The sequence below is a fragment of the Streptomyces sp. NBC_00154 genome (assembly GCF_026342835.1).
Taxonomy (GTDB): Bacteria; Actinomycetota; Actinomycetes; order Streptomycetales; family Streptomycetaceae; genus Streptomyces.
The window spans coordinates 7,643,706-7,664,369 of record NZ_JAPEMI010000001.1 but is presented as its reverse complement, the minus strand read 5'-3'; the positions used below and the strand labels follow the sequence as shown (position 1 = coordinate 7,664,369).

At 69.1% G+C, this 20,664-nt stretch carries 20 protein-coding genes and 3 pseudogenes; 11 read left to right on the top strand and 12 right to left on the bottom strand.

Annotated features, from left to right (window positions below; translation table 11 throughout):
- Positions 1-13: 13 nt before the first annotated feature.
- Both OHA03_RS34475 and OHA03_RS34470 read right to left on the bottom strand, forming a co-directional pair.
- Positions 14-607: a DUF6174 domain-containing protein gene (locus OHA03_RS34475; protein WP_267007584.1), complete on the bottom strand. Its 594-nt coding sequence runs from the start codon at positions 605-607 to the stop codon at positions 14-16.
- A gap of 474 nt (positions 608-1,081) precedes the next feature.
- Positions 1,082-1,576: a hypothetical protein gene (locus tag OHA03_RS34470; RefSeq protein WP_267007583.1), complete on the bottom strand. Its 495-nt coding sequence runs from the start codon at positions 1,574-1,576 to the stop codon at positions 1,082-1,084.
- A gap of 589 nt (positions 1,577-2,165) precedes the next feature.
- On the opposite strand from OHA03_RS34470, the gene OHA03_RS34465 reads away from it, so the two are divergent.
- Positions 2,166-2,867, top strand: a complete 702-nt coding sequence (locus OHA03_RS34465) for a hypothetical protein (RefSeq protein ID WP_267007582.1) — start codon at positions 2,166-2,168, stop codon at positions 2,865-2,867.
- Positions 2,868-3,360: 493 nt separating this feature from the next.
- On the opposite strand, the gene OHA03_RS34460 is transcribed toward OHA03_RS34465, so the two are convergent.
- On the bottom strand, positions 3,361-5,610 hold the full coding sequence (locus OHA03_RS34460) for a SpoIIE family protein phosphatase (protein WP_267007581.1): 2,250 nt from the start codon (positions 5,608-5,610) through the stop codon (positions 3,361-3,363).
- A 263-nt stretch (positions 5,611-5,873) separates the two neighbouring features.
- Complete coding sequence (locus OHA03_RS34455; protein WP_267007580.1) at positions 5,874-6,863, bottom strand: nitrilase-related carbon-nitrogen hydrolase; 990 nt, start codon at positions 6,861-6,863, stop codon at positions 5,874-5,876.
- Positions 6,864-7,244: 381 nt separating this feature from the next.
- Here OHA03_RS34455 and OHA03_RS34450 point away from each other — a divergent pair, with 381 nt between their 5' ends.
- The 3 genes from OHA03_RS34450 to OHA03_RS34440 are packed head-to-tail and all read left to right on the top strand — an operon-like array spanning position 7,245 to position 8,348.
- A complete protein-coding gene (locus OHA03_RS34450; protein ID WP_267007579.1) occupies positions 7,245-7,661 on the top strand; it encodes a hypothetical protein in 417 nt (138 codons plus the stop codon).
- Positions 7,662-7,704: 43 nt separating this feature from the next.
- On the top strand, positions 7,705-7,875 hold the full coding sequence (locus OHA03_RS34445; RefSeq protein WP_267007578.1) for a hypothetical protein: 171 nt from the start codon (positions 7,705-7,707) through the stop codon (positions 7,873-7,875).
- 14 nt (positions 7,876-7,889) lie between these two features.
- Positions 7,890-8,348, top strand: a complete 459-nt coding sequence (locus tag OHA03_RS34440; protein ID WP_267008291.1) for a hypothetical protein — start codon at positions 7,890-7,892, stop codon at positions 8,346-8,348.
- Between the two features lie 112 nt (positions 8,349-8,460).
- On the opposite strand, the pseudogene OHA03_RS34435 reads toward OHA03_RS34440, so the two are convergent.
- The 4 genes and pseudogenes from OHA03_RS34435 to OHA03_RS34420 all read right to left on the bottom strand — a co-directional run.
- Positions 8,461-9,126 (bottom strand): annotated as a pseudogene (locus OHA03_RS34435) (RNA-guided endonuclease TnpB family protein); the annotation flags it as partial.
- Between the two features lie 76 nt (positions 9,127-9,202).
- Positions 9,203-10,060 carry an MBL fold metallo-hydrolase gene (locus tag OHA03_RS34430; protein WP_267007577.1) on the bottom strand — a complete coding sequence of 286 codons (858 nt, stop codon included), beginning with the start codon at positions 10,058-10,060 and terminating at the stop codon, positions 9,203-9,205.
- 786 nt (positions 10,061-10,846) lie between these two features.
- Positions 10,847-11,452, bottom strand: coding sequence for a CGNR zinc finger domain-containing protein (locus OHA03_RS34425; RefSeq protein WP_267007576.1), 606 nt, complete (start codon positions 11,450-11,452; stop codon positions 10,847-10,849).
- Between the two features lie 398 nt (positions 11,453-11,850).
- The gene (locus tag OHA03_RS34420) at positions 11,851-12,318 is read right to left on the bottom strand and encodes a helix-turn-helix domain-containing protein (RefSeq protein ID WP_267007575.1); all 468 of its coding nucleotides are present in this window, start codon (positions 12,316-12,318) and stop codon (positions 11,851-11,853) included.
- A gap of 291 nt (positions 12,319-12,609) precedes the next feature.
- Between OHA03_RS34420 and OHA03_RS34415 the strand changes: the two genes are divergently transcribed.
- The 6 genes and pseudogenes from OHA03_RS34415 (at position 12,610) to OHA03_RS34390 (ending at position 17,831) form a co-directional block, all read left to right on the top strand.
- Positions 12,610-13,035, top strand: a complete 426-nt coding sequence (locus tag OHA03_RS34415; RefSeq protein ID WP_267007574.1) for a nuclear transport factor 2 family protein — start codon at positions 12,610-12,612, stop codon at positions 13,033-13,035.
- Between the two features lie 253 nt (positions 13,036-13,288).
- Complete coding sequence (locus OHA03_RS34410; protein WP_267007573.1) at positions 13,289-13,999, top strand: flavin reductase family protein; 711 nt, start codon at positions 13,289-13,291, stop codon at positions 13,997-13,999.
- A gap of 153 nt (positions 14,000-14,152) precedes the next feature.
- Complete coding sequence (locus OHA03_RS34405) at positions 14,153-14,554, top strand: tautomerase family protein (RefSeq protein WP_267007572.1); 402 nt, start codon at positions 14,153-14,155, stop codon at positions 14,552-14,554.
- A 215-nt stretch (positions 14,555-14,769) separates the two neighbouring features.
- Positions 14,770-15,978, top strand: a complete 1,209-nt coding sequence (locus OHA03_RS34400; RefSeq protein ID WP_267007571.1) for an alpha/beta fold hydrolase — start codon at positions 14,770-14,772, stop codon at positions 15,976-15,978.
- A gap of 19 nt (positions 15,979-15,997) precedes the next feature.
- Positions 15,998-16,900: pseudogene (locus OHA03_RS34395) on the top strand (alpha/beta hydrolase); the annotation flags it as partial.
- A 478-nt stretch (positions 16,901-17,378) separates the two neighbouring features.
- The gene (locus OHA03_RS34390) at positions 17,379-17,831 is read left to right on the top strand and encodes a MarR family winged helix-turn-helix transcriptional regulator (protein ID WP_267007570.1); all 453 of its coding nucleotides are present in this window, start codon (positions 17,379-17,381) and stop codon (positions 17,829-17,831) included.
- A 330-nt stretch (positions 17,832-18,161) separates the two neighbouring features.
- Here the strand turns inward: OHA03_RS34390 and OHA03_RS34385 are convergent, their stop codons facing one another.
- From OHA03_RS34385 to OHA03_RS34375, 3 genes and pseudogenes are all read right to left on the bottom strand, one after another.
- The gene (locus OHA03_RS34385) at positions 18,162-18,527 is read right to left on the bottom strand and encodes a hypothetical protein (RefSeq protein ID WP_323181299.1); all 366 of its coding nucleotides are present in this window, start codon (positions 18,525-18,527) and stop codon (positions 18,162-18,164) included.
- Positions 18,520-18,698 (bottom strand): annotated as a pseudogene (locus OHA03_RS34380) (CbtB-domain containing protein). Before OHA03_RS34380 ends, OHA03_RS34385 begins: the two are co-directional and overlap by 8 nt.
- A gap of 217 nt (positions 18,699-18,915) precedes the next feature.
- Positions 18,916-19,326 (bottom strand): hypothetical protein, encoded by a 411-nt coding sequence (locus tag OHA03_RS34375; protein ID WP_267007569.1) that lies wholly within the window; start codon positions 19,324-19,326, stop codon positions 18,916-18,918.
- 195 nt (positions 19,327-19,521) lie between these two features.
- On the opposite strand from OHA03_RS34375, the gene OHA03_RS34370 reads away from it, so the two are divergent.
- Positions 19,522-19,662, top strand: coding sequence for a hypothetical protein (locus tag OHA03_RS34370; protein ID WP_267007568.1), 141 nt, complete (start codon positions 19,522-19,524; stop codon positions 19,660-19,662).
- A gap of 259 nt (positions 19,663-19,921) precedes the next feature.
- Here OHA03_RS34370 and OHA03_RS34365 read toward each other — a convergent pair whose 3' ends face one another.
- A complete protein-coding gene (locus OHA03_RS34365; protein WP_267007567.1) occupies positions 19,922-20,362 on the bottom strand; it encodes a LexA family transcriptional regulator in 441 nt (146 codons plus the stop codon).
- Positions 20,363-20,664 lie beyond the last annotated feature (302 nt).

The window sequence follows — 20,664 nt, the reverse complement described above, 5'->3', positions numbered from 1 at the left end:
CCTGCCGCGCCGATCAGGGGAGTTCGCGGTATTCGGTGATGAGGTAGTCGGCCTCGTCATCGATGGCATTCTCCAGCCAGTCGATGTGAATCTCAGTGGGGTGTCCATCTGCGGCAAATACCGCCTCCGCGACTTCAGCCTGGCCTGCACGGGCCTTCTGGACATCAGTGAGGAGACCGCCAAGCGTCGGGACATCCTGCAGATTCTCCTCGACCGTGCGCCGGGCCGGCTCGTCGAGGCCGATCGCTTTGACGACCTTCCCGTTTCCCACGGTGATCCGGTACTCCCCAAGGCCGCCCCGCTCTCCGGATTCGGAAAGAAGCCGGAAAGAATACCGATTCGGTTCGGACCATCGGGCTGCCTTGGCCTGGACACCGCCTCCGGCGGTGGCCGGTATGGACCCTGCGTCGCAGCCGACCACGGCGAGGGCAAGCGCAGCGGATGCGGCGAGCAGGTACATGCTGGATTTCGTCACGGCTAGGCCTTTCAGCAGCTCAATTGCCCCTTCGACGACATCGCCATTGATTCGGTTCCTGCCACGGAAGCTGTGACCGCGCCCGGCGGCCGTCCTTGTGGGGTGTTCAGGCGGCCCTACCTTCTTGAGCACGTCCTGATCGCTCGCGACGATGGGGACGTGCGGGTGGGACGGGGCAGCTGGGCACGGCGTGAATGCGCAGGGCGGTGGTGGCGGTCTCGGTGTCGTGGGTCGCCTCCAGGAGGAGCCCGCCCGGCGCGACCGTCACCGGGCTGCCGACTGGGCTCTGCGTGCGGTCTCCCGGCCACGCCTGCGCGCCTTCGGGTTGGGAGTGGAGTGGGCTGTGTAGCAGCGCAGAACGCCGCGCTGATCGTCTACGCACGCCCGATGAGTCAGAAGCCGGGACCGTGACCGTACTCGTAGAGGTCGAGGCCGCGAGGCGTGGGGTCGTAGACGTTGCGGGTGCGGTAGGCCTCATTGAACAGGCCCTGGTGCAGAGGTAGCTTGCGGACCGCTGCCAGGTTCTGATCTACGAGCTCCGGCCGCCGTCGGATCGCCGGAGCCCTACCCCGTCGCGCCGCGGGGCCGGGGCTGTCATTGCGCCGGTCACGAGGGAGTGATGCGCTCGGTCCGGCTCGCGGTGATGCGCTGGGCGGCAAGCTCGCGGGCCTGCGTGATATCGATGCCGGTGAGGGTGAGAATGTCGGCCAATGGCACGATGCGGCCGGCGCCGCCCCAGTAGCCCTCGGGGATCTCGGCGGGGAACACCCACACGCGCCGGGGGTCGCGCGGCCACATTCCGTTCTCGGCGTCGAGGATCGCTTCGGTGACCTCGGCGACCACGGCCTCCCGGGCCTGCCGGTCGAGCTGTCCTTCCGGGACCGAGGCGATCACCCGGTAGCGGGGCACGTCGGCGGGTTTTCCTCCCACGTAGAGGGCGGCCGGACGGTGCAGGAAAGCCCACGAAATGGCCTGGGTCCCGGGATCGGCGGGGTCGAATCCCTCGTAGCCGATGAGGATCTCGGTGATGCGGTTCAGCAGCGCGGCTTCGGCGTCGGCCTCCAGCGCACCTTCGGGTATGTACACATCGAGCATGGGCATGGCCCGACCTCCTTGCTCTGTTTCTGCGGCTCGCACGGAGTGGCGGTTCGGCGCCACTCGCGTGCCAGGGCCCCTGGGCGCACGGCGACGTGCTGGCCCGGTGGATCCCGTTGACATTTACGAGCATATGCTCATACGTGTGCGGATGGCAAGCGTGGAGCCTTCCCGCGCGGAGGGGCCGTTCAGGCGCCCCCCTTCCGCCACCAGACGAGCCTGCACTCGTGGCGCGCCGGATGGTCGGCGGGCCGTCGCGCGCAAAGTCCGGCCCCGCGTGAGGCGTTGACTGTCGCCCGCTCCCCCTGCAGCACGGCCGCCGGGGCCGCGATCGCCGCGGCGGCCGCCGCCGGCATGCCGGGCGGTGGCTGGCGACAGGGGGTTGCCGTCCCACACTTAGGAGCATATGCTCTTAAGTGGATGAGGTGCGTTTTTTGGCATTTCGCCTATTTAGTCGGCCGGTCGCCGGGAGGCGACAGGGCCGGAAGCGGAGGCGGCTGCGGCAGCGGGTTACTCGAGCGCGGGTGACCGGTGTGGGCCCGTCCGTCCGAGCAGTGCGCACGGTGCGGCTGTGACTCGAGTGAAGGAATCATCTATGTCTGTCAAGAACAAGGTGCTGGCTGCTGCGGCAGTGGTGACCCTTGCGGGTGGTCTCAGTGCGGTGGGGACTCTGTCCGCGAGTGCGGCCACGCCCGAGTGCGGCGCGAGCTGCATCAAGATCTACAGCGCCAAGTTCGGGACGTCCGAGCAGCCCAACCTGGTTGAGACCGTCTACCGAGGATTGGCGAGGGTGGGACAGCCCACCGCGATGCACCCCGTCAGCACGTACCGTGCGGCCGGGGACATCATCGGCCACCGCGCGGGCGCGGTGTCGGACTTCTACAAGGACGGCCTCGTGTCCGCCGAGGTGAACAAGCACTACGGGAGCCTGCATGCGGTGGAGGTCGAGTATGCGCCGCATGGCCAGAGCACCGGTCTGTGCGCGGGTCTCGCCCACACCGCGTACCAGGACGAGGGTCTCACGCTGCAGAAGTGCGGTGTGTCGGCCAAGACCGTCTGGATCATCGACACCGCAGACTCGCCTGCGACGGCCTCCCAGGGCCACTTCCCGCTGGTCAGCGGCTCAACCAGGAACTTCGCCCACCCCTATGCGATGACCTTCACGCACCACGCGTCGTTCCAGCACGGCGGTCACGGGCACGGCGGCCATCTGGTTCCCAACCAGATCCGGGTCGACAGGCTGATGGGCAACCCGTCCCACGTCCCCGCCGGCCAGCTCTGGGGCACCACGAAGTAGCACCACTCCTGACGTTGCGAACATGCCTGTGGCGCCACTCCCGCGGGAGCGCACACCACAGGCGTGTTCGGGGCATGGATCACGAGCCGCACGACTCGGGCGTCGCGATCCAGCCTCAATCTGATGGCGTCGACCAGTGGTGGCCATCGTCTGGAGCCGCAGTGAGCAGCGGGCGCTGCATGCACCGATGGTCTTGCGCACGACCGACACCGGACACAGCTAGCTGGTCCAGCCCGGCCGTGTCCCGCGGCCCCGGCCGGTCGGATCGGGGTTCGCAGCGGCCGAAGTCGAGGCCCGCGCCGCAGACCTTCTGATCACCCTCTAGACGCGCCGGGCCGCGAGCGCGGACTGGATCACCGGGGACGCCGCTGCCGCCCACGCACTGCTGGCAGCTCCCCTGCCCCTCTGACATACCTTCCGCCACGCACCAAAAGCGAGGAGCCGTGTGTCGTGTCGGGCGGTTTCACGGGCGGAGCGAGAGCATGATCGCGGCTCAGACAGCCGGGATGGGCATGTCCAGTGACACCGTCTTGCCCCGGCCATTGGGGAAGCTGTGCCACCCACCGGCGAGGGCTTCCACGATGAGGAGGCCGCGGCCGTGTTCGGCTTCCGCGTTCTCCTCCTCGTCGAGCGCCAGTGGCGAGGGAACGGGCGGGTTGCTGTTGGAGTCCCGTACTTCCAGCCGGACATGATCCGCGAACGCTCTCAGCCGGACATCGACGTCGCTGCCCGCATGGATGAGCGCGTTGGTCACGATCTCGGAGGCGATGAGTTGCAGGGAGTCCGACACCTCCGTAAGCCCCCAGGCACACAACCGGTCGCTGACGAAGTTCCGTACCGCTTTGACCCCTTGGACGTCCTGGCGCTGAATACATAGGCTGGCCGTTCGCGGCGCGCCCGCGCCGGCGGCGTCCTCGTAGCGGGCCAGGAGCAGCACCGCGTCGTCGCGGCGTTGCTGCGGGCTGGAGACCTCGGCGACGAGGTGGTCGGCCAGGTGCTCGAGATCGGTGCCGGCCGCGCGGTTGCCGGAGTCGAGGAGTGCCTGGGCGCTGGATCCCGGGTCGGTGGCGTTTCCGCCGATCAAGCCGTTCGAGTACAGCATCAGGACCGTCCCGGGCGGGAGGATGTGCTCACGCCCTCGGTAGGCGTCGGGCGCTGGGACGCCGAGCGGGACGTTGGCGGGTGCGCCGAGCGTGCCGGTGCTGGCGTCGGGCCGGAGCACCAGCGGCTCCGGATGTCCGGCCAGAGCCACCTCCGTGGTGCCGTCGGCCGTGTCCAGCGCGAGGACGCAGCAGGTCACGAGCAATTCCGTGCGTAGCGCGGTGAGCAGCCGCGCGGTCCGGTCGATCACCGTGGCGGGCCGGTGTCCTTCGATCGCGTAGGCGGCCACCGCGGTGCGTACCTGGCCCATGACGGCGGCGCTCTCCACGGCGTGTCCTTCCACGTCGCCGACGACCAGCACCATCCGCTCGTCCGTCAGTCTGATCACGTCGTACCAGTCGCCGCCCACTTTCGCCGTGACAGTGGCGGGCCGGTACCGCGCCGCCGTGGTCAGTCGGGGCAGCTCGGGCAGTGTTGAGGGCAGGAGCCGCCGTTGAAGGCATTCGGCTGTCTGGTGCTGCTTCTCGCTCAGTCCTACGCGCTGCACCGCCGCGCCCAGCAGGGCCGCCATCATGCTCAGGGTGGCTCTCTCCCCCGGCGGGAAGTCGCGCGGGCCCGGGAACGACAGGCAGCAGACGCCGACGACGTTCTTGTGTCCCATGAAAGCCAGGTCGGTGGTCTGGCTGCTGGCGATGAGAGGCAGGAAGGCCTCGGCTCGTGGCGAGTCCTCGTACCAGTCGGGGTGGGCAGCCGACGGGTGGCCTGCGGAGATGAACAGCGGGCGTCCCTGGGCAGCCTGTGCCGCGGGCGTGGGGGCGGTGAGGGGGGTGCCGTGGACGTTTCGGACCATTCCTGACGACCTACCGCTGTGCCCCAGGACCCACAGGCGGTTCTCGCCGGCCGATGCCAGGACCAGGGCGTCGGCATGCAACGGCGACATGATGCACTCCTGGGCCGTTGTGACGATGTCGCCCGTGGTGGTGGCCTGGTTCAGCAGGTCGGAGAGCCGCCGCAGTGGATACATCAGGCTGACGCCCGAGGAGCCGGGAACGCCGGACACTCCCCAGCCCGGGGTGTCGGCGTTTGTATCCGCATCGAACCTCGCCGGCACCAGGGCCGGCGTGGGCCCGGGGGCGATCGTGACGCCACTCTCTGCGAGCGCTGCGAGGACCTCGGCGAGTTCGGCCGCGATGTCCTGCACGACCGTATGGTCTGCCCCTCGGTAGTCGCCGCAGGTCTCCGGCCGCAGGACAGTCAGGGCACCGAAACGCCGGCCGACGGCAAGGACCGGGGCCGCAAGCGTGGCGTACGGGTAGGGCCGGGCGTACTGCTGCTGCGTCGGTGCGGGGTCGGGATCGGCCAGGAGCGCTGTTGTCCCCGAAGCCAGAGCACGCGCTGTCGCGCACGCCGACTTGAGGGGCATCCGTGCCGGAAGGGTGAACAGGGACGGCGCACCGCCTACGATCATCGCCGCCCGGAGCTCGGTGCCGTCCTCGGTCAGGAGATAGACCGCGGCCGCCGCCGCGTCAACCCACTGCATCGTCTTGCGGACAGCAGTGTGCAGTGCCTCCGCAAGATCCGCGCCCTGACTGTGAGCGGACCGGTCTCGACGGCGGTGCTCTTCGACTCCGCTGCTGGTCACCGTGGGACGACTCCCTCAACGGCGAGTATAGATTCGCAGCCCGTCATGATGCGCGACACAGCCGCTGCCGGGCGGGACGTGGCAGCCCTCAGACGTGGTCGTCGTCCGTGCGGGGGGGTGCTGCACGTTCTGCGGCAGGTCCACCGGCCTGGCGCCGGGGGCCCGGTCTCCTGTGACCAGGCCCCCTCATGGGGACGCCCCGGGGCCGCGAACCCTACGGACGGCGCCGTTGCCGTCTTCGGGTCAGTCAGGTGTGCAACGCCTCACTGGGTGTCGGTGGTGCGGTCTTCACCGGGTGCCGTGAAGGAGTGGGTTCCGGCGTGGGCGTCGCGCTCGCGGAGGTGGGGTGCCGGCGTGCGGTCGACCACGAGGCTGAGCAGTTCCGGGCGGCTGTAGTGGCCGCGCGTGTCCGCCAGGCGCTTGCGTCGGTCGATCAGCTCGAAGTCCAGGTCGGCGATGACCTCGCCCTCGCCGGACGTGAGCGGTTCGCCGATGATGCGGCCCTCGGGGTCGACAATGGCGGTGAAGAAGCCGCCGGACATCGCAGCGGCTGGGGCGCCGGTGTCCTCGGCGAGTTTCGCCTGCTGGCCGGCATCGAGCCAGGCGGTGGCGTTGACCACGAAGCAGGCCGACTCCAGCGCGTGCTGACGGATGTTCACCTCGATCTGCTCGGCGAACAGCTCGCCGCCGAAGGAGCCGGGGTACATCGCGGCGTGGATCTGCTCGCCATCGGCCATCAGGGCATAGCGAGCCAGCGGCAGGTAGTGCTCCCAGCAGGCGAGTTGGCCGATACGGCCGACGGCGCTGTCCACCGCGCGCAGTCCCGAAGCATCGCCCTGGCCCCAGATCATCCGCTCGTGGTAGGTCGGCGTGAGCTTGCGCCGGCGCTGGATCAGCGTGCCGTCCGCGTCGAAGAGCAGCTGGGTGTTGTAGATGGTGCCGCCGTCACGTTCGTTGACGCCGATCGAGACGACCACGCCCGCCTCGCGGGCTGCCGCGCCGATCGCGTCGGTCTCGGCGGACGGCACCGTCACCGCCTCTTCGAGGAGGCGCAGGTGCTCCTTGGCCATGGCGTAGGGCGGCTGCACGAAGGAGAAGTAGGGGTAGTAGGGGACGACGGTCTCGGGGAAGACGGCGAACTGGACGCCCTGTGCGCCCAGGTCCCGGATCTTCTTCACGACCTTCTCGACGGTGCCCGCGCGGCTGTAGAGCACGGGACTTATCTGGACTGCAGCAGCTCTCACAACGGTCATGGTGTGGCTCCTTTGAACAATGCACGGGGCGCAGCCATGTGGCCTTGCACCCTCTGGAATGTCGGTGCGACGGGGGCGGGAGAGCAGGCGCCGTCGAGGCGATTGACCCCACTGGGCAGTGCGCTCGGAAGATTCCGCCGCGCCGGGCCGCCGGCTCAGACGTGCAGGCAGCGGCTTCCCCGAAACATTTAGGAGCATATGCTCGCAATGGCTCCGAGGCAAGGACTGGCGGCGTGACCCGGCGGACCTGCGGCCGGGCGTCCCGCTTGCCCGTAAGTAAAATACGAGGATATACTCCTATGTGTCGCCGGGGCTGCCCCGCCCCGGCGGACCACCCCCCACCATCCGGCCTTTGGCCGGGATCTTCGAAGGAGACACGACATGCAGAACGCAGGCAACGGCGATGTCGACCGTCAGGGCCTCAGCTACTACCCATGGTGGCTGGACAACCTGGCCGACGACGCCACCCTGGAAGGCGCGGCGATGAACGGCACTGCGCGCGGCGCCGAGACGGTCCGCTCCATCGTGGTCAAGGCCCGCGAACTGTACGGGCACCAGGACTTCAGCTACACCGGCGACTTCGGCGACGACGGCTTCCTCGAGATCTACGACTCCTCGATTCACGGCGAGCCCCTGAAGGTCGTCGTCACGGTCACCCGCAACGCCGCCGGGCAGGCCCAGGACCTCGCGGTACTGCACCGCCCGCGCAACGCGATGCTGCTCTTCTCCCGCCTCATGCACGAGAAGTTCGCCGGCACCCCCGTCGCCGACCACTTCCTCGCCGAGGACGAATCCTGAGCCACAACTCGGATATCCGATCACTCACCAAGGACGACAACTGATGGCTGCCGGCAATCTCGTTCTCATCCCCGGCGCCAGTGGCGTGGGCCGCACGGTCTTCGAACAGCTGCGTGCACAGGACGTGCCGGTGCGGTTCATGGTCCGCACCGAGGACGAGCGAGCCGCCGAGCTGCGCAGAGGCTCGGCGCGGAGGTCGTCATCGGCGACCTGAATCGGCCCGAGACCGTGGCGGCCGCGCTGCGGGGCGTGACGCGGATGTACTTCGCGATGCGTGTGTCGCCGGACCACCTGCTGGCGGCCACGGTGGTGGCCTCCGTCGCGCGCGAGCACGGGGAACTGGACGCCCTGGTCGACCTCTCCCAGATGACGGTGTCGCAGATGACCGCCACCAGCACCGCGGAGTCGCACCAGCAGCGACTGCACTGGCTCGCGGAGCAGGTGTTCGACTGGTCGGGCCTGCCGGTGGTCCACGTCCGGCCCACGTCATTCCTGGACGGCCGTTGCTTTGATCATCAAGCGATCTCAGCAATCCCGAGGTTTCCACCGGAATGGTCTGTAACGGGTCATCAGAGCGCGAGTTGCGCGCCGGTGTCCTGTTGGCGGTCTCCCGTTTCCTTCCCGGCCCGGGGCTGGGGATCGCGCCACCTGCCCGCCCCGTCCCGGCCTTGCGGCGCGGGCGGGTGACGCGGGTCTTCCGGTCGGCTCCACGGGGCTTCGACTCCGCCTCGACGGCGTTGTCCAGGTCTCCGGCCACTCCGGTACCTGTGGTGCGGGCCGCGAGGGCGACCAGGTTGTGTCCGGCGTTGGCGTCCCGGTTAAGGACGAGGCCGCAGTTGTCGCACTCGAAGATGCGCATGCTGAGGGGCAGTTTGGTTTTCACCGCACCGCAGCGGGAGCAGGTCTTCGAGGAGGGGTACCAGCGGTCGGCGACGATGAGTCGCGTGCCACGCCGGCGGGTCTTGTAGGTGAGCTGGCGTCGGATCTCGCCGAACGCGGCGTCCGCGACGCGGCGGGACAGGCGCCGGTTGCGGCCCATTCCGGCGACGCACAGGTCTTCGATGACGATCGTGCCGTACTCGCAGGCGAGGCGGGTCGTCATCTGGTGGAGGGTGTCCTCGCGGAGGTTCGCGACCCGGTGATGGATCTTATTCCGCGCCTGACTGGCCTTCTCCCAGCGGCGGGAGGCCTGCTGCCCGGTGCGCCGGTCGGGGCCATGCCGACGCGAGACGACACGGCTGGCGCGACGCAGCTGTTTCTGCGCGCGGTCGAGGTGGCGTGGGTTGGGTTCTGCGCCAAGGACACCGTCGCTGTCCGCAAGGACTGCCAGGGTCTTGATGCCGAGGTCAATACCGACCGCCGTGTCCGGACGGGCAACCTTGACCAGCTCGTGCTTCTCCTCGACCTGCAACGACACGAACCAGCGCCCCCGGTTAAGACGTGCGGTCGCGGACAGGATCCGCATGTTCCCGGCGTCGGCGAGGGCCCGCAGGTGGGAGGCGCCGCGCGGCCCGTGTCGGGCTCGTGTTCCCCTCGTTCCGTCAGGCTCCGAGCAGGCCGACCGCTCCGTACCACACCGGGCCCGGGTTGAGTCGATCCGGGTAGAGGGTCGTCATCTGGTCGAAGTACGCGCGGGCGGTGGGGTTCTGGCCGAGCAGCCGGATGGCGTCGAGCAGGTACTGACGGGTCTCCTCGATGGTGGCCGGGTCGTCGGGCAGGTCCTTGTTCTTGTGACCGGCCACGACGGAGCGCGGCTGGAGCGCGGCGACGCGGTCGAGGGCCAGGAGCCATTCCTGCAGGCCGCCGCCGCCGCCTTCGAGGATGTACTGGTGCACGCCGTTGTAGACGACGTCGCCGGCCACCACGAGGCCGATCGACGGCACATGCAGGACCGTGGTCTTGTCGGTGTCGGTGTGACCGACCTCGACTGCCTCGATGAGGTTGCCCTCCAGCAGGAAGCCCTCGGCGGGGACGGGCTGGGCCAGGACCGGGGTGTCGGGGATCAGACCGGGGAAGCGTTTGTCCCACAGTTCCTCGCGCCCCTCGGTGGCCTGCTTGTGCATGACCTCGATGGTTCCGGGGGTCGCGTAGACGGTGACGCCGGGGAACCGCTTCACGAGATCGGCGGTGCCGAACCAGTGGTCGCCATGCCCGTGGGTGGCGTAGATGTAGGCCAGGCGCTTGCCGGAGCGCTCGATCCAGTCGCCCACCCGCTGTGTCTGCTCGATGGTGAGAGGCGGGTCGACCAGCACGGCGTCCTCGTCCCCAAAGATCAGCGTCGACGTTAGGGGCGAGGAGACGAGCCCTTCACCGTTGGGCAGCCGCTCGCCGCCGGCCCGGGGCGTCCCCTCCTGGACGAGAACCTCGTACGCCAGGGAAGTGGATGCGGATGCGGTCATGATGGTGCCTCCTTCAGGGGCGGAATGTGGCTCACGCGACCGTCTGCTCCGTGGCCGGGTCGCGAGCCGGGCACATGTCTGGGTGGGCAGTTGAGATGGTCTGATCCGGCGGCTGCGGTACGCCCGGCACCGTGGTGGACCGGCATGGCCTGCTCGTCGAAGGTGTTCCGCCGACGCTCGCCCGAGCGTGGGGTGGCAGGACCTTTTCGTATAACCCTCAAGAAATAAGCGTAACACGTTTGGTTATGTCAACTCCCGTTGCGGAGGAGTCACCCTCGCCCCTCGGGCGAACGGCCTCGGGCGAACCGGGGCCCCGGACGGAGTCCGGATGCGGCGGCCGTCCGCCGCCGACTCTCCGGCGTCCGCGGATACGACCGGACGCCTCCTGCGTGCTGTGTGCAGGCATGGATGGGGGCGTTCTTCCGCGGCGGTGGATCTCCGGGGACGCCGCGACACCTCCGACGGGCGCATGCTCCCGTTCATGCGCCTGGGCGCCGGGTTCCAACCCGAACGCCGGCCCGGCCGAGCGGTGCCGCCGCCCCGTGCGGGGCCATCGCTGTGCGGCCGGATCCGGAGCAGGCATGCGGAACGCCCGCCCGTTCGCGACTGCGTCCCGGCCCTGGGCGGATCGGCGCGGCGCCGTACGAATGAATGCCGTGCCAAGGGCGCGCTGTGGCGTGTGCGGCGCGGCGGAGCCCGCCGATGGCGGCGGGCATCCGTGTCTCCCCCACGGGTGTTGTCCGAGGTTGGCGACGGACCGGGGCGGGCCGGCTCCGGGGCGGTTGGTCAGGCGGTGTCGGCGGTCGCCCGCTTACGGGCGCGGTGGTTGCGCAGGTTCGCCGCGTTGCCGCAGACGCGGACGTCGTGCCAGACGCCGCTGTTGTTCCGGGAGCGGTCGAAGAAGGTGACGGTGCAGCGGGTGTTCCGGCAGCTCTTGAGGCGGCGCAGGGAGTCGGTGCACTGGGCCTGATACGCCTCGATCATGGCGAGGGATGCCACCTGGCGCCATCCCTTGCCCCGCGCCTCGGCGCGGATGTGCCCGTCCGCGTCGAGCCGGAGGGCGCTCTGCGCGGCCGTCGGCGTGCCCACCGGGTGCGGCTTCGGCGAGGTGTCCGTTCCCGCTGGCTGCAGGTGCCGGTGCAGGTCGTGTCGGAAGTCGCGCAATTCCTGCAGGTCCTCTGCCGTGATCTCGACCACGGGTGTGGGCTGGCCGGTCTCGGCGCTCCAGTTCGCGAAGGCTTGGGCGAGCCACGTCCGCGCGTCCTCGACGTCCTCCAGGAGATCGGGGACGCGCGGCTTGCCCGCGGAGATCGTGTTGAGCAGGTCCTGGACAAATGCCAGCCCGCCCGGGGCCGGCTCCAGGTTGTATCGGCCGGTCGCAGTCCAGGGCATCCTCGGAATCGCCTTCCTTGCGGCACACGAACGACATGTGCACAACCACTTTACTTCTTTCGGAGAATGTCTGGGCAGCTGGGGCGATCTCCCTCGTCGTTCATCGAAGTTGCGTGCACTGAAGGGGAGTTGCTGTTTCCGAGGATCGGTTTCCCCTGAAAGGCGCTCGATGTATCAGTGCTCTGGCCGAAAGGGACATCATCTTGCGATGCCTGCCATGCTCACGGATGTTCGGTGCGACGACCCTCTTTCGTGTCATCGCACACTGTCCGGATCCGACCGGCCGCAGCGCGACCGGGCCGATGCGGGCCAACGGGCCCGGACCCCGGCGGGAACGCCGAGGCTGCCTGTCGCCCTGTGCGGCCGGGATGCGGGAGTGATCGAGGAGCGGGTTGCCGTCAGGGGGACGTGCTGACGGCGCCGGGGCCGGTAATCGGCACCACGTCGGAGCCGGAGACCTCCTGCCCGCAGGAGCAGCGCAACTCGACGTGCACCTGGCCGCCGCAGCCGGCATGGTTCAGCAGTGTCGGCGGGCCCTCCGGGCCGCCGAGATGGGTGTCTCCGTACTGCAGGAGGGCGGCCAGAATCCACTGCAGGTCGTGGGCGGGCGACGTGAGGTGGTACTCCTGGCGCGCGCGTTGTCCGGCCTCGTGGTAGCTCCGGCGCTCCAGCAGGCCGGCGTCGACGAGTTGCCCCAGGCGTTCGGTCAGGACGCGACGGGAGACCCCGAGGTGCTCCGCGATCTCGTCGAAGCGGTGCAGCCCGGCGAAGACCTCGCGCAGGATGAGCAGGGTCCACCGCTCGCCGATCAGTCCCAGGGCCGCGGCGACGCTGCAATTGCCCAGATCAAGTTCACGCCACTCCATATCGTCAGGATATCCCCAGGGTCGCCATTTGGAACCCAGCCCTTGACTTCCTGAGTTCCAAATGGGAACTTAGCTGACATCGGGCCGCCGGCAGGCACTACCGCACCCTCGGCCCGCGAAGCCGCTCGGTGACCACCCGAGCCCCGTCAGACTTCCGGCCCGCCGCGCGTCTCACGAGCCGATCGGCCCGCCCCCTTGCCTCCGGTCCCTCCGCGTACGACCGGACGGAAACCGAGGTGGGTGGACGCATGTTCACCCAGCACCGCACTCAGCCACGAGCATGGAGGAAGCATGTCGAGCAACCAGGCGATTGTTGATGCCTGCCACCGCGCCTACACCGGATTCGAGAAGAACGACTCGTCCGACCTGGTGGCTCTGATGTCGCCGGACGTGGTCTTCCACTTCCCCACCTCACTGCCCTACGGCGGGACGTTCCACGGGCGGGAGGGTTTCGTGGCCTTCTACAAGGACCTCTTCGACCACTACTACGAGACCTTCAACTACGACCTGCACACGGTGCTCGACGCCGGGTCGCACGTGGTGGTCCCCGTCCGGGCCCGAGCGAAGGCGAAGAACGGCCGCACGATGGAGAACGAGCACCTCCTGCTGTTCGCCGTGACCGACGGACTGATCACGGAGGCGCGGCTGTACGCCGACACCGCCAAGGGGCGCGACGTGCTCGAGGGCCTTGAGTTCTTTCCCTCCGCAGCCAACTGATCCCGCGACCGCGACGGCGCGGCGCACCTCCCCCCCCAAGGAAACCCCATCCATACCGTGACGCTGATCGCGGAGCAAACCCTGGGCGGCCCCGAGAACGCGTACGGCTCACCGGCGCCGAGCCGTTGCGGGGCGCCAGCGGTCTCGTGCCACACACCGGGCTGACCCATGGCCCCGCTGCCCCGTCCCCAGCCCGCACCAGCCGCACCTTCACCGGCGGGATGCAGCCGTGCACGCCAGAGAGGCTATCAACGTGATCATCAACAGCGACGAACTGGACGCGACGTCCGCGTACAAGCTCCTCATCGGGGCGGTCACACCGCGCGCGATCGGCTGGGTGAGCACCTTGTCGTCATCCGGTGTCGCCAATCTGGCGCCGATCTCGTTCTTCACCGTAGTGAGCCGGATCCCCCCGATAGTGTCCCTGACCCTGCAGCCGCGGTCGGACGGGACGCTGAAGGACACGCTCGTCAACATTCGGGACAGCGGTGAGTTCGTCACCAACCTGGTCACGCTTCCGCAGGCCCACGAGATGCATCGCAGTGCGATCGAGTTCGACAGCTCCCAGGACGAGTTCGATGAGGTCGGCCTGACCAAAGAGGCCTGTGAAGTGGTCAAGGTGCCTCGTGTGAAAGACGCCCCGATCGCTATGGAATGCACGCTCGACCGGATCATCCAGGTCGGCGACGTCAACGACCACGTCGTCTGGGGCAAGGTCGTGCGCTTCCACATCCGGGACGACGTCTACGCCCAGAACGGACGGATCGACACCGCGGCAATTCCAGCGGTCGGCCGCCTCGCCGCCGAGTACACCCTGGCCGACAACGCGTTCGTCACGCCCTTGCCGGCGGACGTACTGAGCGAGCGTCTGGGCAAGCGCAGCCACCGCCTCGACGAGCGCCCGGACGGATGGTCGCCGGTGGACAGCGCCGAGTGGTCCCCCTCCGGAGCCACCAAGGCCTGACGGCACCGACGCCCACCCCGACCGCATCCGCGCCGCGCAGGCTCGCGCCGTGCGCCGCGGATACCCAGGGCGGCAGCACCGTACCCACGGGGCCTGGATCAGGCCCTCCGAACGATCGGGCAACCCGACACCGCACTCCCCGAAGGAGCCCCCATGCCGGTCTTCAACGCCCACATCCCCGCCAACCGCTTCTCGTCGCAGCAGAAGCGTGCGCTCGCCGACGCGCTCAACCAGTCGCTGGTGCAGGGGCTCGGCATCCCCGAGGGCGACCGCTTCATCATGATCAGCGAACACGGCGAGGACGAACTGTTCCTAGACCCGACGTTTATGGGCATGCAGCGCAGCTCAGACGCCATGATCATCACGGTTCTCCTCGGGACCCACCGGCCCCTGGAGGACAAGCGGGCAGTGACCGCGGCCATCAACAGGCTGGTCGTCGAGACGCTCGGTGTCTCGCCCGACGACATCTTCATCGCCCTGATCCCGGTCCCGAACGAGAGCTTCTCGTTCGGAAGGGGCGAACTGCAGCTGGCCGAAGGGACTCCGCGCTGGTGAACCCCGCGGCCCCGGCCGTCGGCCAGGGCCTGTCCGACGGAGACCGGAGCAGCCCGGAGACCGGGGCAGGCCGGGCGCGGTCCCGACGCGGGTGCACGGCCGTCGTCGCCGGAGCGTCGCAACCACCGGTGCTGCCGTCCGACCGACTTCCCCATCGAAAGCCAGGACCGGTCCCCTTCCGGGGCGACGTCCGCTCCCGGACAGTGAGGACATACATGAAGACGGAACGCGTCGCCGACACCGACGTACGGTATCGGCGCACCGGCGACGGAGACCTGGCCGTGGTGTTCGTCCACGGCTTCCTCGACGACCAGTACGCCTGGGACCGCCTGATCCCCCAGCTCACCACACCCGGCATCGAGTGCGTCACACTCGACCTGGCCGGCTGCGGCGACCGCGACGCGGTGGACGGGCCCTACGACTACGACCGGTTCGCCGACGAGGCGGGCGGGGTGGTCGACGCCCTCGGCAAGCCTTTTGTGATCGTCGGTCACAGCATGGGCGCCGCCGTGGCCGAACTGGTCGCGGTGCAGCGACCCGACCGGGCCCGCGGACTCATGCTGGTGACCCCGGTCCCCCTCGCGGGCGTACACCTGCCCGACGAGATGATCGAACAGTTCCGCTCGCTGGGCGGCGACGCGGACGGGCAGCGGGGCGTACGCGAACAGCTGTCCGCCGCGTTCCCGGAGGCCGAGCTCGACCGGCTGGTGGCGACCGGGCGGCATCTGCGTCCGGAGGTCGTCCGCGCCCTCGCCGACTGTTGGAACACCGGCCACCCTCACGGCGAAGGGCCGAGCAGCTATGCCGGCCCGGTGCTCATCCTCCGCGGTGAGGGCGACGGGTTCGTCACCGAGGACATGGTCAACGACGCGATCGCGCCCCGCTTCACCGCCATGACAGCGGTATCGGTGGCCGAAGCCGGCCACTGGGCCCACATCGAGCAGGCGGCCCACGTCGCCACCCACCTCGACCGCCTCCTCGCCGAGGCCCACGGCACCGACAGCGCCCCCGCCGCGAACACCTCCCGCCCGCAGGGGTGGACGAACGCCTTCGCGCAGAAGTCCGCCACCGCGTTCGGTGAGGCGTTCACCAAGGACGTGGTCCTGGAAGCGAGCGTCGTAACCCGCCCGGTGGAAGGCCGCGACCAGGTGAAGAAGGTGATGGGCGCGGCGAGCGTGATCTACGAGTCGCTCCGCTTCACCCGGGAGACCGTCGACGGCCCGCGAACCTACCTGGAGTGGGAGGCCACCGCGTTCGGCGGCCTGCCGATCGAGGGCGTCACCATCCTGACCAAGAATGCGGACGGCCAGATCTTCCGAGCCGCCATCCACCACCGGCCGCTGGGCAGCGTGCTCCGCTTCTCCGCGGAACTGCGTACCCGGCTGGCCGGCGAGATCGACGCCGACTACTTCCACCAGGGCTGAAGGCCCTGCCTATTCAGAAGGTTGTTCCATGATTCAGCGCAAGGATGTCCAGTTCAAGGCCGACGGCGCGGTACAGCTGCGTGGATGGCTCTTCCTGCCGGACGGCCCGGGTCCGCATCCGGCGATCACCATGGCCCACGGCTACGCCGGGGTCAAGGAACACGGACTCGAGCCGTTCGCGCAGGCCTTCGCCGAGAACGGTTTCGTCGTCCTGGTCCATGACCACCGCGGCTTCGGGGGGAGCGACGGCCAGCCGCGCCAGGACGTCGACCCATGGCGGCAGATCGCCGACTGGCGGCGGGCCATCTCCTTCCTGGAGAGCCTCCCCGAGGTCGATCCGGAGCGGATCGGCCTGTGGGGCACCAGCTACGCCGGCGGCCACGCGATCGTCCTGGGCGCGACCGACCGCCGGCTGCGGGCCGTGGTCTCCCAGGTGCCGACCATCAGCGGCTTCGAACAGGGCCGGCGCCGTATCGTCCCCGAGGCCGTTGCGGTCCTGGAGGAAAGCTTCTCCGAGGACGAGCGCGCCCAGTTGCGTGGCAAGGCCCCCCGCACCCTGGCCATCGTCAGCAGCGACCCGACGGTGCCCGCGTCCTACCGGACACAGGAAGCCATCGACTTCTACCTCCAGCCCAAGCCCGACGGTGTGTGGGAGAACGAGGTCACGGTCCGCTCCACCCGGGCCGCGCGCATGTACGAGCCCGGAATCTGGGTCAACAGGGTCTCGCCCACACCGCTGCTCATGGTGGTCGCGCTCAACGACACCGTCACCGTGACCGACCTGGCCCTCGCGGCCTACGAGCGCGCGCTGGAGCCCAAGCGGCTGCGGACGATCCCGGGCGGCCACTTCGACCCGTACACCACCCAGTTCGACAAGGCGAGCAGCGCCGCCGTCGAGTGGTTCCGCGAGCACCTCGCCTGAGGGGCGCCCCGCACGCCACCGCGCCCGGTACGACCTGGCTGCCCACCCCGCGGGTGCCACGCGTGTGATCTGGCGGTCATAGGCGAGGGCGCTGTCGGGGGCGCCCACGATAATCTCGACTCACTTATCACGCGTTCGGACAGTAGCGCGGGGACGCCGGGCGAGCCGCCCGGCCGTTCATGGGGCTTCAGCCATCAGTCGAGAGACCGGCCACCGCTCTGCACGAAACCCATCCACAAGGCGCTGAAGTTGGTAGCGGGGTTGATTAAAGGCCGCTGGTGCCCGGATGCGCCCAGGACCGCCAGAATCCTTCGTACGGCTGCTCCTCGCCGGGCCGGGCTTCGCCTTTTGGCCCAGCCGTCGCCATCGGCGCTCTGGCGTCAGGCGCAGTGAGTGTCGCGCACCGGGTGTGATGAAGCCCCTTCGCCTGTATGAGCACTTGCTCATATAATGAGTGGGAGACTTTCTGGAGGCGACGATGGCCGCTGTATCGATGGATGGCGCAGCCCTGTGCAACAACCTGGCGCTGCGCAAGGCGGCGCGGTATCTCGGAGCGGCCTACGACAAGGCCCTCGCGCCGGTCGGTCTGCGCGGGACGCAGTTCAGCATCCTGCAGAAGCTCAGTGCGTACGGGGAGACGACGATCACCGGCCTTGCCGAGGTGATCGCCATGGACCGTACGACGATGGCCTCGAACCTGAAGCCGCTTGCCCGTGAGGGTCTGGTGACCATCGAGTCGTCGGCGGTCGACCGCCGCGCGCGGATTGTCACGCTCACGCCGGAAGGACTGTCCCGGGTCCAGGAGGCGCTGCCCCTGTGGCGGGCGGTGCAGGCCCGGTTCGAGGAGACGTTCGGGGATGCCGACGCGGCTCGACTGCGCGCGTCCCTCGGAGCCGTCCTCGAGACCGGCTTCGAGCCCTGGGCCGAGTAGGGCCACGATTCCCAGAGCCCTCCGCAGGGCCTGAGCCCAGCGCGCCCACGCAAGCGTGGTGCACGGTCGGCGGACGTCTCGGACGACCTGGTCGGCGGTGCCCACGGTGAATCCGCGCCCGCTGTCACCCGCGCACTCATCCAAGGCCGGGGGATGCAGTGTTCGTCTGCGGACTCTGCATCCACGGTGCGCCTGGCTGTCGGCGCTCCCGGCAGTGCCGAAGAGGGGGCGCGTCCAGGGATCGGCGGGCCCGTGCCACGGAGGTGGCAGACCCCCGGGCAGGTTCCGGGGGGCTACCACCGGTGATGCGTCAGCCGGCGCTGGAAACCGTCACCGGGTGCGCTTTCGGGGGCGGAGCGGCGGTTCGAGCGCCCGTTGCGTCAGCTCTCCGAAGACGAGTGCGAACGCGCCCCAGATGGTCGCGTGGATGGCCACGGCCGAGAGTCGCAAGCGCCACAGCAGCGTGGCAGGTAAGTCTCCGGGCAGCTGCAGGTGGCGACTTACGATCTCGACCTCGTGCTCGCGGGGCGCGGCATGAGCCTCTTCGGAGCCGACGGAGCTGTCGACGCTCAGCTCGCCGAGAAAGGAGGCGACGACGAGGGCGAGCACACCTGCGGCCAGGCGGCGAGCATGCCTCGAACGAGGGAATTCCTCACGGGTGCGGATTCCATGGGGCACGGCGTCCTCGTCACTCATGGACGCCCGCGCCGCTGACGACGGAAATGGCGCCCTGCTCGGCGCCACGAAGTAGAGCAGTACCAGCATGAGGATGCCGATGACGATCACCCATGGGGCTATCTCCTTCAGCGGCAGCTTGGCCGGGACAACGGGGGTGGAGACGGACGACTGGGCTACAGGCTGCGCCAGGCAGGTCCTGGATGGGGGTTGAACTGGCGCGTGGATGCGCCGGTCACGGCGATGCGGGCGGTGTCGGAGGCGTGCTGGTGGGGTGGGACGCCGATGCGGCAGGCGTCCCCCACCGCAACCGCGGCGGCGGCCCGGCCTGTGTCAGGCCTGAAGGCCTACCGTCGCGATGCCTTGGCCGGCCCTGGCGAGGGCCGGGATGATCGGTGACGCCATCGGTTCAGGACTCGTCGGCGAGGAAGTGCTTGGCGAGGGGGGTGCCGGCGAACTTCTTGTGCATCTCGCGGGAGAAGAGCAGCATCGCGTTGCGCGGCCGGTGGTTCACGACGAGCTGCTCGCACTCGCCGGCGGCGTTGCGGGCGACGGTGACGACGACGTGGAGGGTCTCGCCCTGGACCTGGGTGGTGTACTCCTCGATGAAGCCGTTGTCGCCGTAGTCGCCGGTGTAGGTGAAGTCCTGGAATTCGTAAAGCTCGCGGGCGGCGGTCACGACCGAGCGGACGGCCTCGGGGCCCTGGATGGGACCGTTGTCGATGAACGAGCCGTTCCCGGTGACATTGTCGGCCAGCTTGTCCAGCCACCACGGGTAGTAGCTCAGGCCCCCACTGTTGCCGTTCTCCGTGTTCGACATGTTGTCCCTCCGTCGATAGTCCGGCCGTCGGCCGGGTTGTGGGTGAGTGGCGCCGACGGGGAAACGGCCCCATCCGGCATTTAAGAGCATATACTCCTATTTATTAAGAGGCAAAAGAGACCCTGATGACGCCGAAGCACCGGCGGAAAGCTGTTGTGTGGGCAGGACGAGGAAGACCTCCCGTCTCCCGTACCCGTGCCTATCACCAGTGACGTACTGCGCCGTATCCCCCTGGGCCAGATCATCATCGCCCGGTCCCAGGCCGAACTCGCCGACCAGTCCTGGAGGGAGGAAGGCGTCACGGTCCTGGGTCGGCCGGCGGCAGCCCGACCTTGAGATCAGCCCGGCTTCCCTGGAAGCCCTGGAAAACGCGAATGCACTGTCCCAGACCGCCCACGCCTACCTCCGCTAGGCAGCAAGCGGCCCCGGCCTCACTCGGCGCCTGGCAGAGGAGTTCGACCGGCCCGAGCCCACCGTGAAGGTGGATCAAAGCCGCCCTCGACCGCGGCTACCTCTCCCCCGCCATTCCGGGCCGACGATCTGCCGGTCCCGCCCCTCCCTGCTGCGCCACCCCGACACCGGCACGCATACGCCGTCAGCGTGAGAACCTGCAGGATCCGAGCCGGTTCGCGCCGCCCTCCGCCCCCTCTGCGGCGGGCTGACCGGCCAGGTTCCGTCTGGCGGTCCGGCAACCCCCCGGGGCCAGCCTTCCTCGTCCGGCGAGCTGGCAGGAGCGCCAGTGCCGTCCGTTGCGGCTGATCAGGCCGAGCTTCTCCAGGCGGCCGAGCTGGTAGGCGACCGATCCCGAGTTGGACAGTCCGACGCGCTGCCCGATCTCCCCGACCGTGGGGGCATCCCCGGTGTCCGCGATGACATCCCGGATCGCCCGCAGGAACGCCTCCTGCCGGGCAGTCGGACGGCCCGCGCTCATGAGGCCCGCGCGGTCCGCTGCCCGCTCGCGCGAGGCGTACGCATGGCTGATCCTCGCGATCGGCGCCGGGCAGTCCGCCCGCACCGCCCTCGCCGGACGCCTCACCGAGCAGCCTGTGGCCAGCGCTGCGCTCCCCGCCGCCGGATTGGTTCGAATAGGAGTTGCCGGGCGAGGATCGCGTACTTCACGGCGGTGGTCTCGAAGAGGTCGAACACCTACCCCAAACGAGGCCAGTGTGCAGGCGCTGGCGAACGCGGTCGACTTGGCGCTGCTGATGGTGGCGGATGATCCCGTGCCGATGCCTGCCGGGGTGATCTCGCCGAGCGTCCTGGGCGTCGCCAGACGACGCGGCGGTGCCAGGGTCCGAAGGCCCTGGCACCCGCCGCGCTTAGGCCGGGACGGTTCGC

Excerpts from the sequence above, each read along its gene's own strand:
- OHA03_RS34470 (WP_267007583.1), bottom strand. The coding sequence starts at position 1,576 with ATGCCCATGCTCGATGTGTACATACCCGAAGGTGCGCTGGAGGCCGAC.
- OHA03_RS34400 (WP_267007571.1), top strand. The coding sequence starts at position 14,770 with ATGAAGACGGAACGCGTCGCCGACACCGACGTACGGTATCGGCGCACC.
- OHA03_RS34405 (WP_267007572.1), top strand. The coding sequence starts at position 14,153 with ATGCCGGTCTTCAACGCCCACATCCCCGCCAACCGCTTCTCGTCGCAG.
- OHA03_RS34450 (WP_267007579.1), top strand. The coding sequence starts at position 7,245 with ATGCAGAACGCAGGCAACGGCGATGTCGACCGTCAGGGCCTCAGCTAC.
- OHA03_RS34445 (WP_267007578.1), top strand. The coding sequence starts at position 7,705 with ATGGCTGCCGGCAATCTCGTTCTCATCCCCGGCGCCAGTGGCGTGGGC.
- OHA03_RS34420 (WP_267007575.1), bottom strand. The coding sequence starts at position 12,318 with ATGGAGTGGCGTGAACTTGATCTGGGCAATTGCAGCGTCGCCGCGGCC.
- OHA03_RS34425 (WP_267007576.1), bottom strand. The coding sequence starts at position 11,452 with ATGCCCTGGACTGCGACCGGCCGATACAACCTGGAGCCGGCCCCGGGC.
- OHA03_RS34465 (WP_267007582.1), top strand. The coding sequence starts at position 2,166 with ATGTCTGTCAAGAACAAGGTGCTGGCTGCTGCGGCAGTGGTGACCCTT.
- OHA03_RS34390 (WP_267007570.1), top strand. The coding sequence starts at position 17,379 with ATGGCCGCTGTATCGATGGATGGCGCAGCCCTGTGCAACAACCTGGCG.
- OHA03_RS34375 (WP_267007569.1), bottom strand. The coding sequence starts at position 19,326 with ATGTCGAACACGGAGAACGGCAACAGTGGGGGCCTGAGCTACTACCCG.
- OHA03_RS34385 (WP_323181299.1), bottom strand. The coding sequence starts at position 18,527 with ATGAGTGACGAGGACGCCGTGCCCCATGGAATCCGCACCCGTGAGGAA.
- OHA03_RS34430 (WP_267007577.1), bottom strand. The coding sequence starts at position 10,060 with ATGACCGCATCCGCATCCACTTCCCTGGCGTACGAGGTTCTCGTCCAG.
- OHA03_RS34415 (WP_267007574.1), top strand. The coding sequence starts at position 12,610 with ATGTCGAGCAACCAGGCGATTGTTGATGCCTGCCACCGCGCCTACACC.
- OHA03_RS34455 (WP_267007580.1), bottom strand. The coding sequence starts at position 6,863 with ATGACCGTTGTGAGAGCTGCTGCAGTCCAGATAAGTCCCGTGCTCTAC.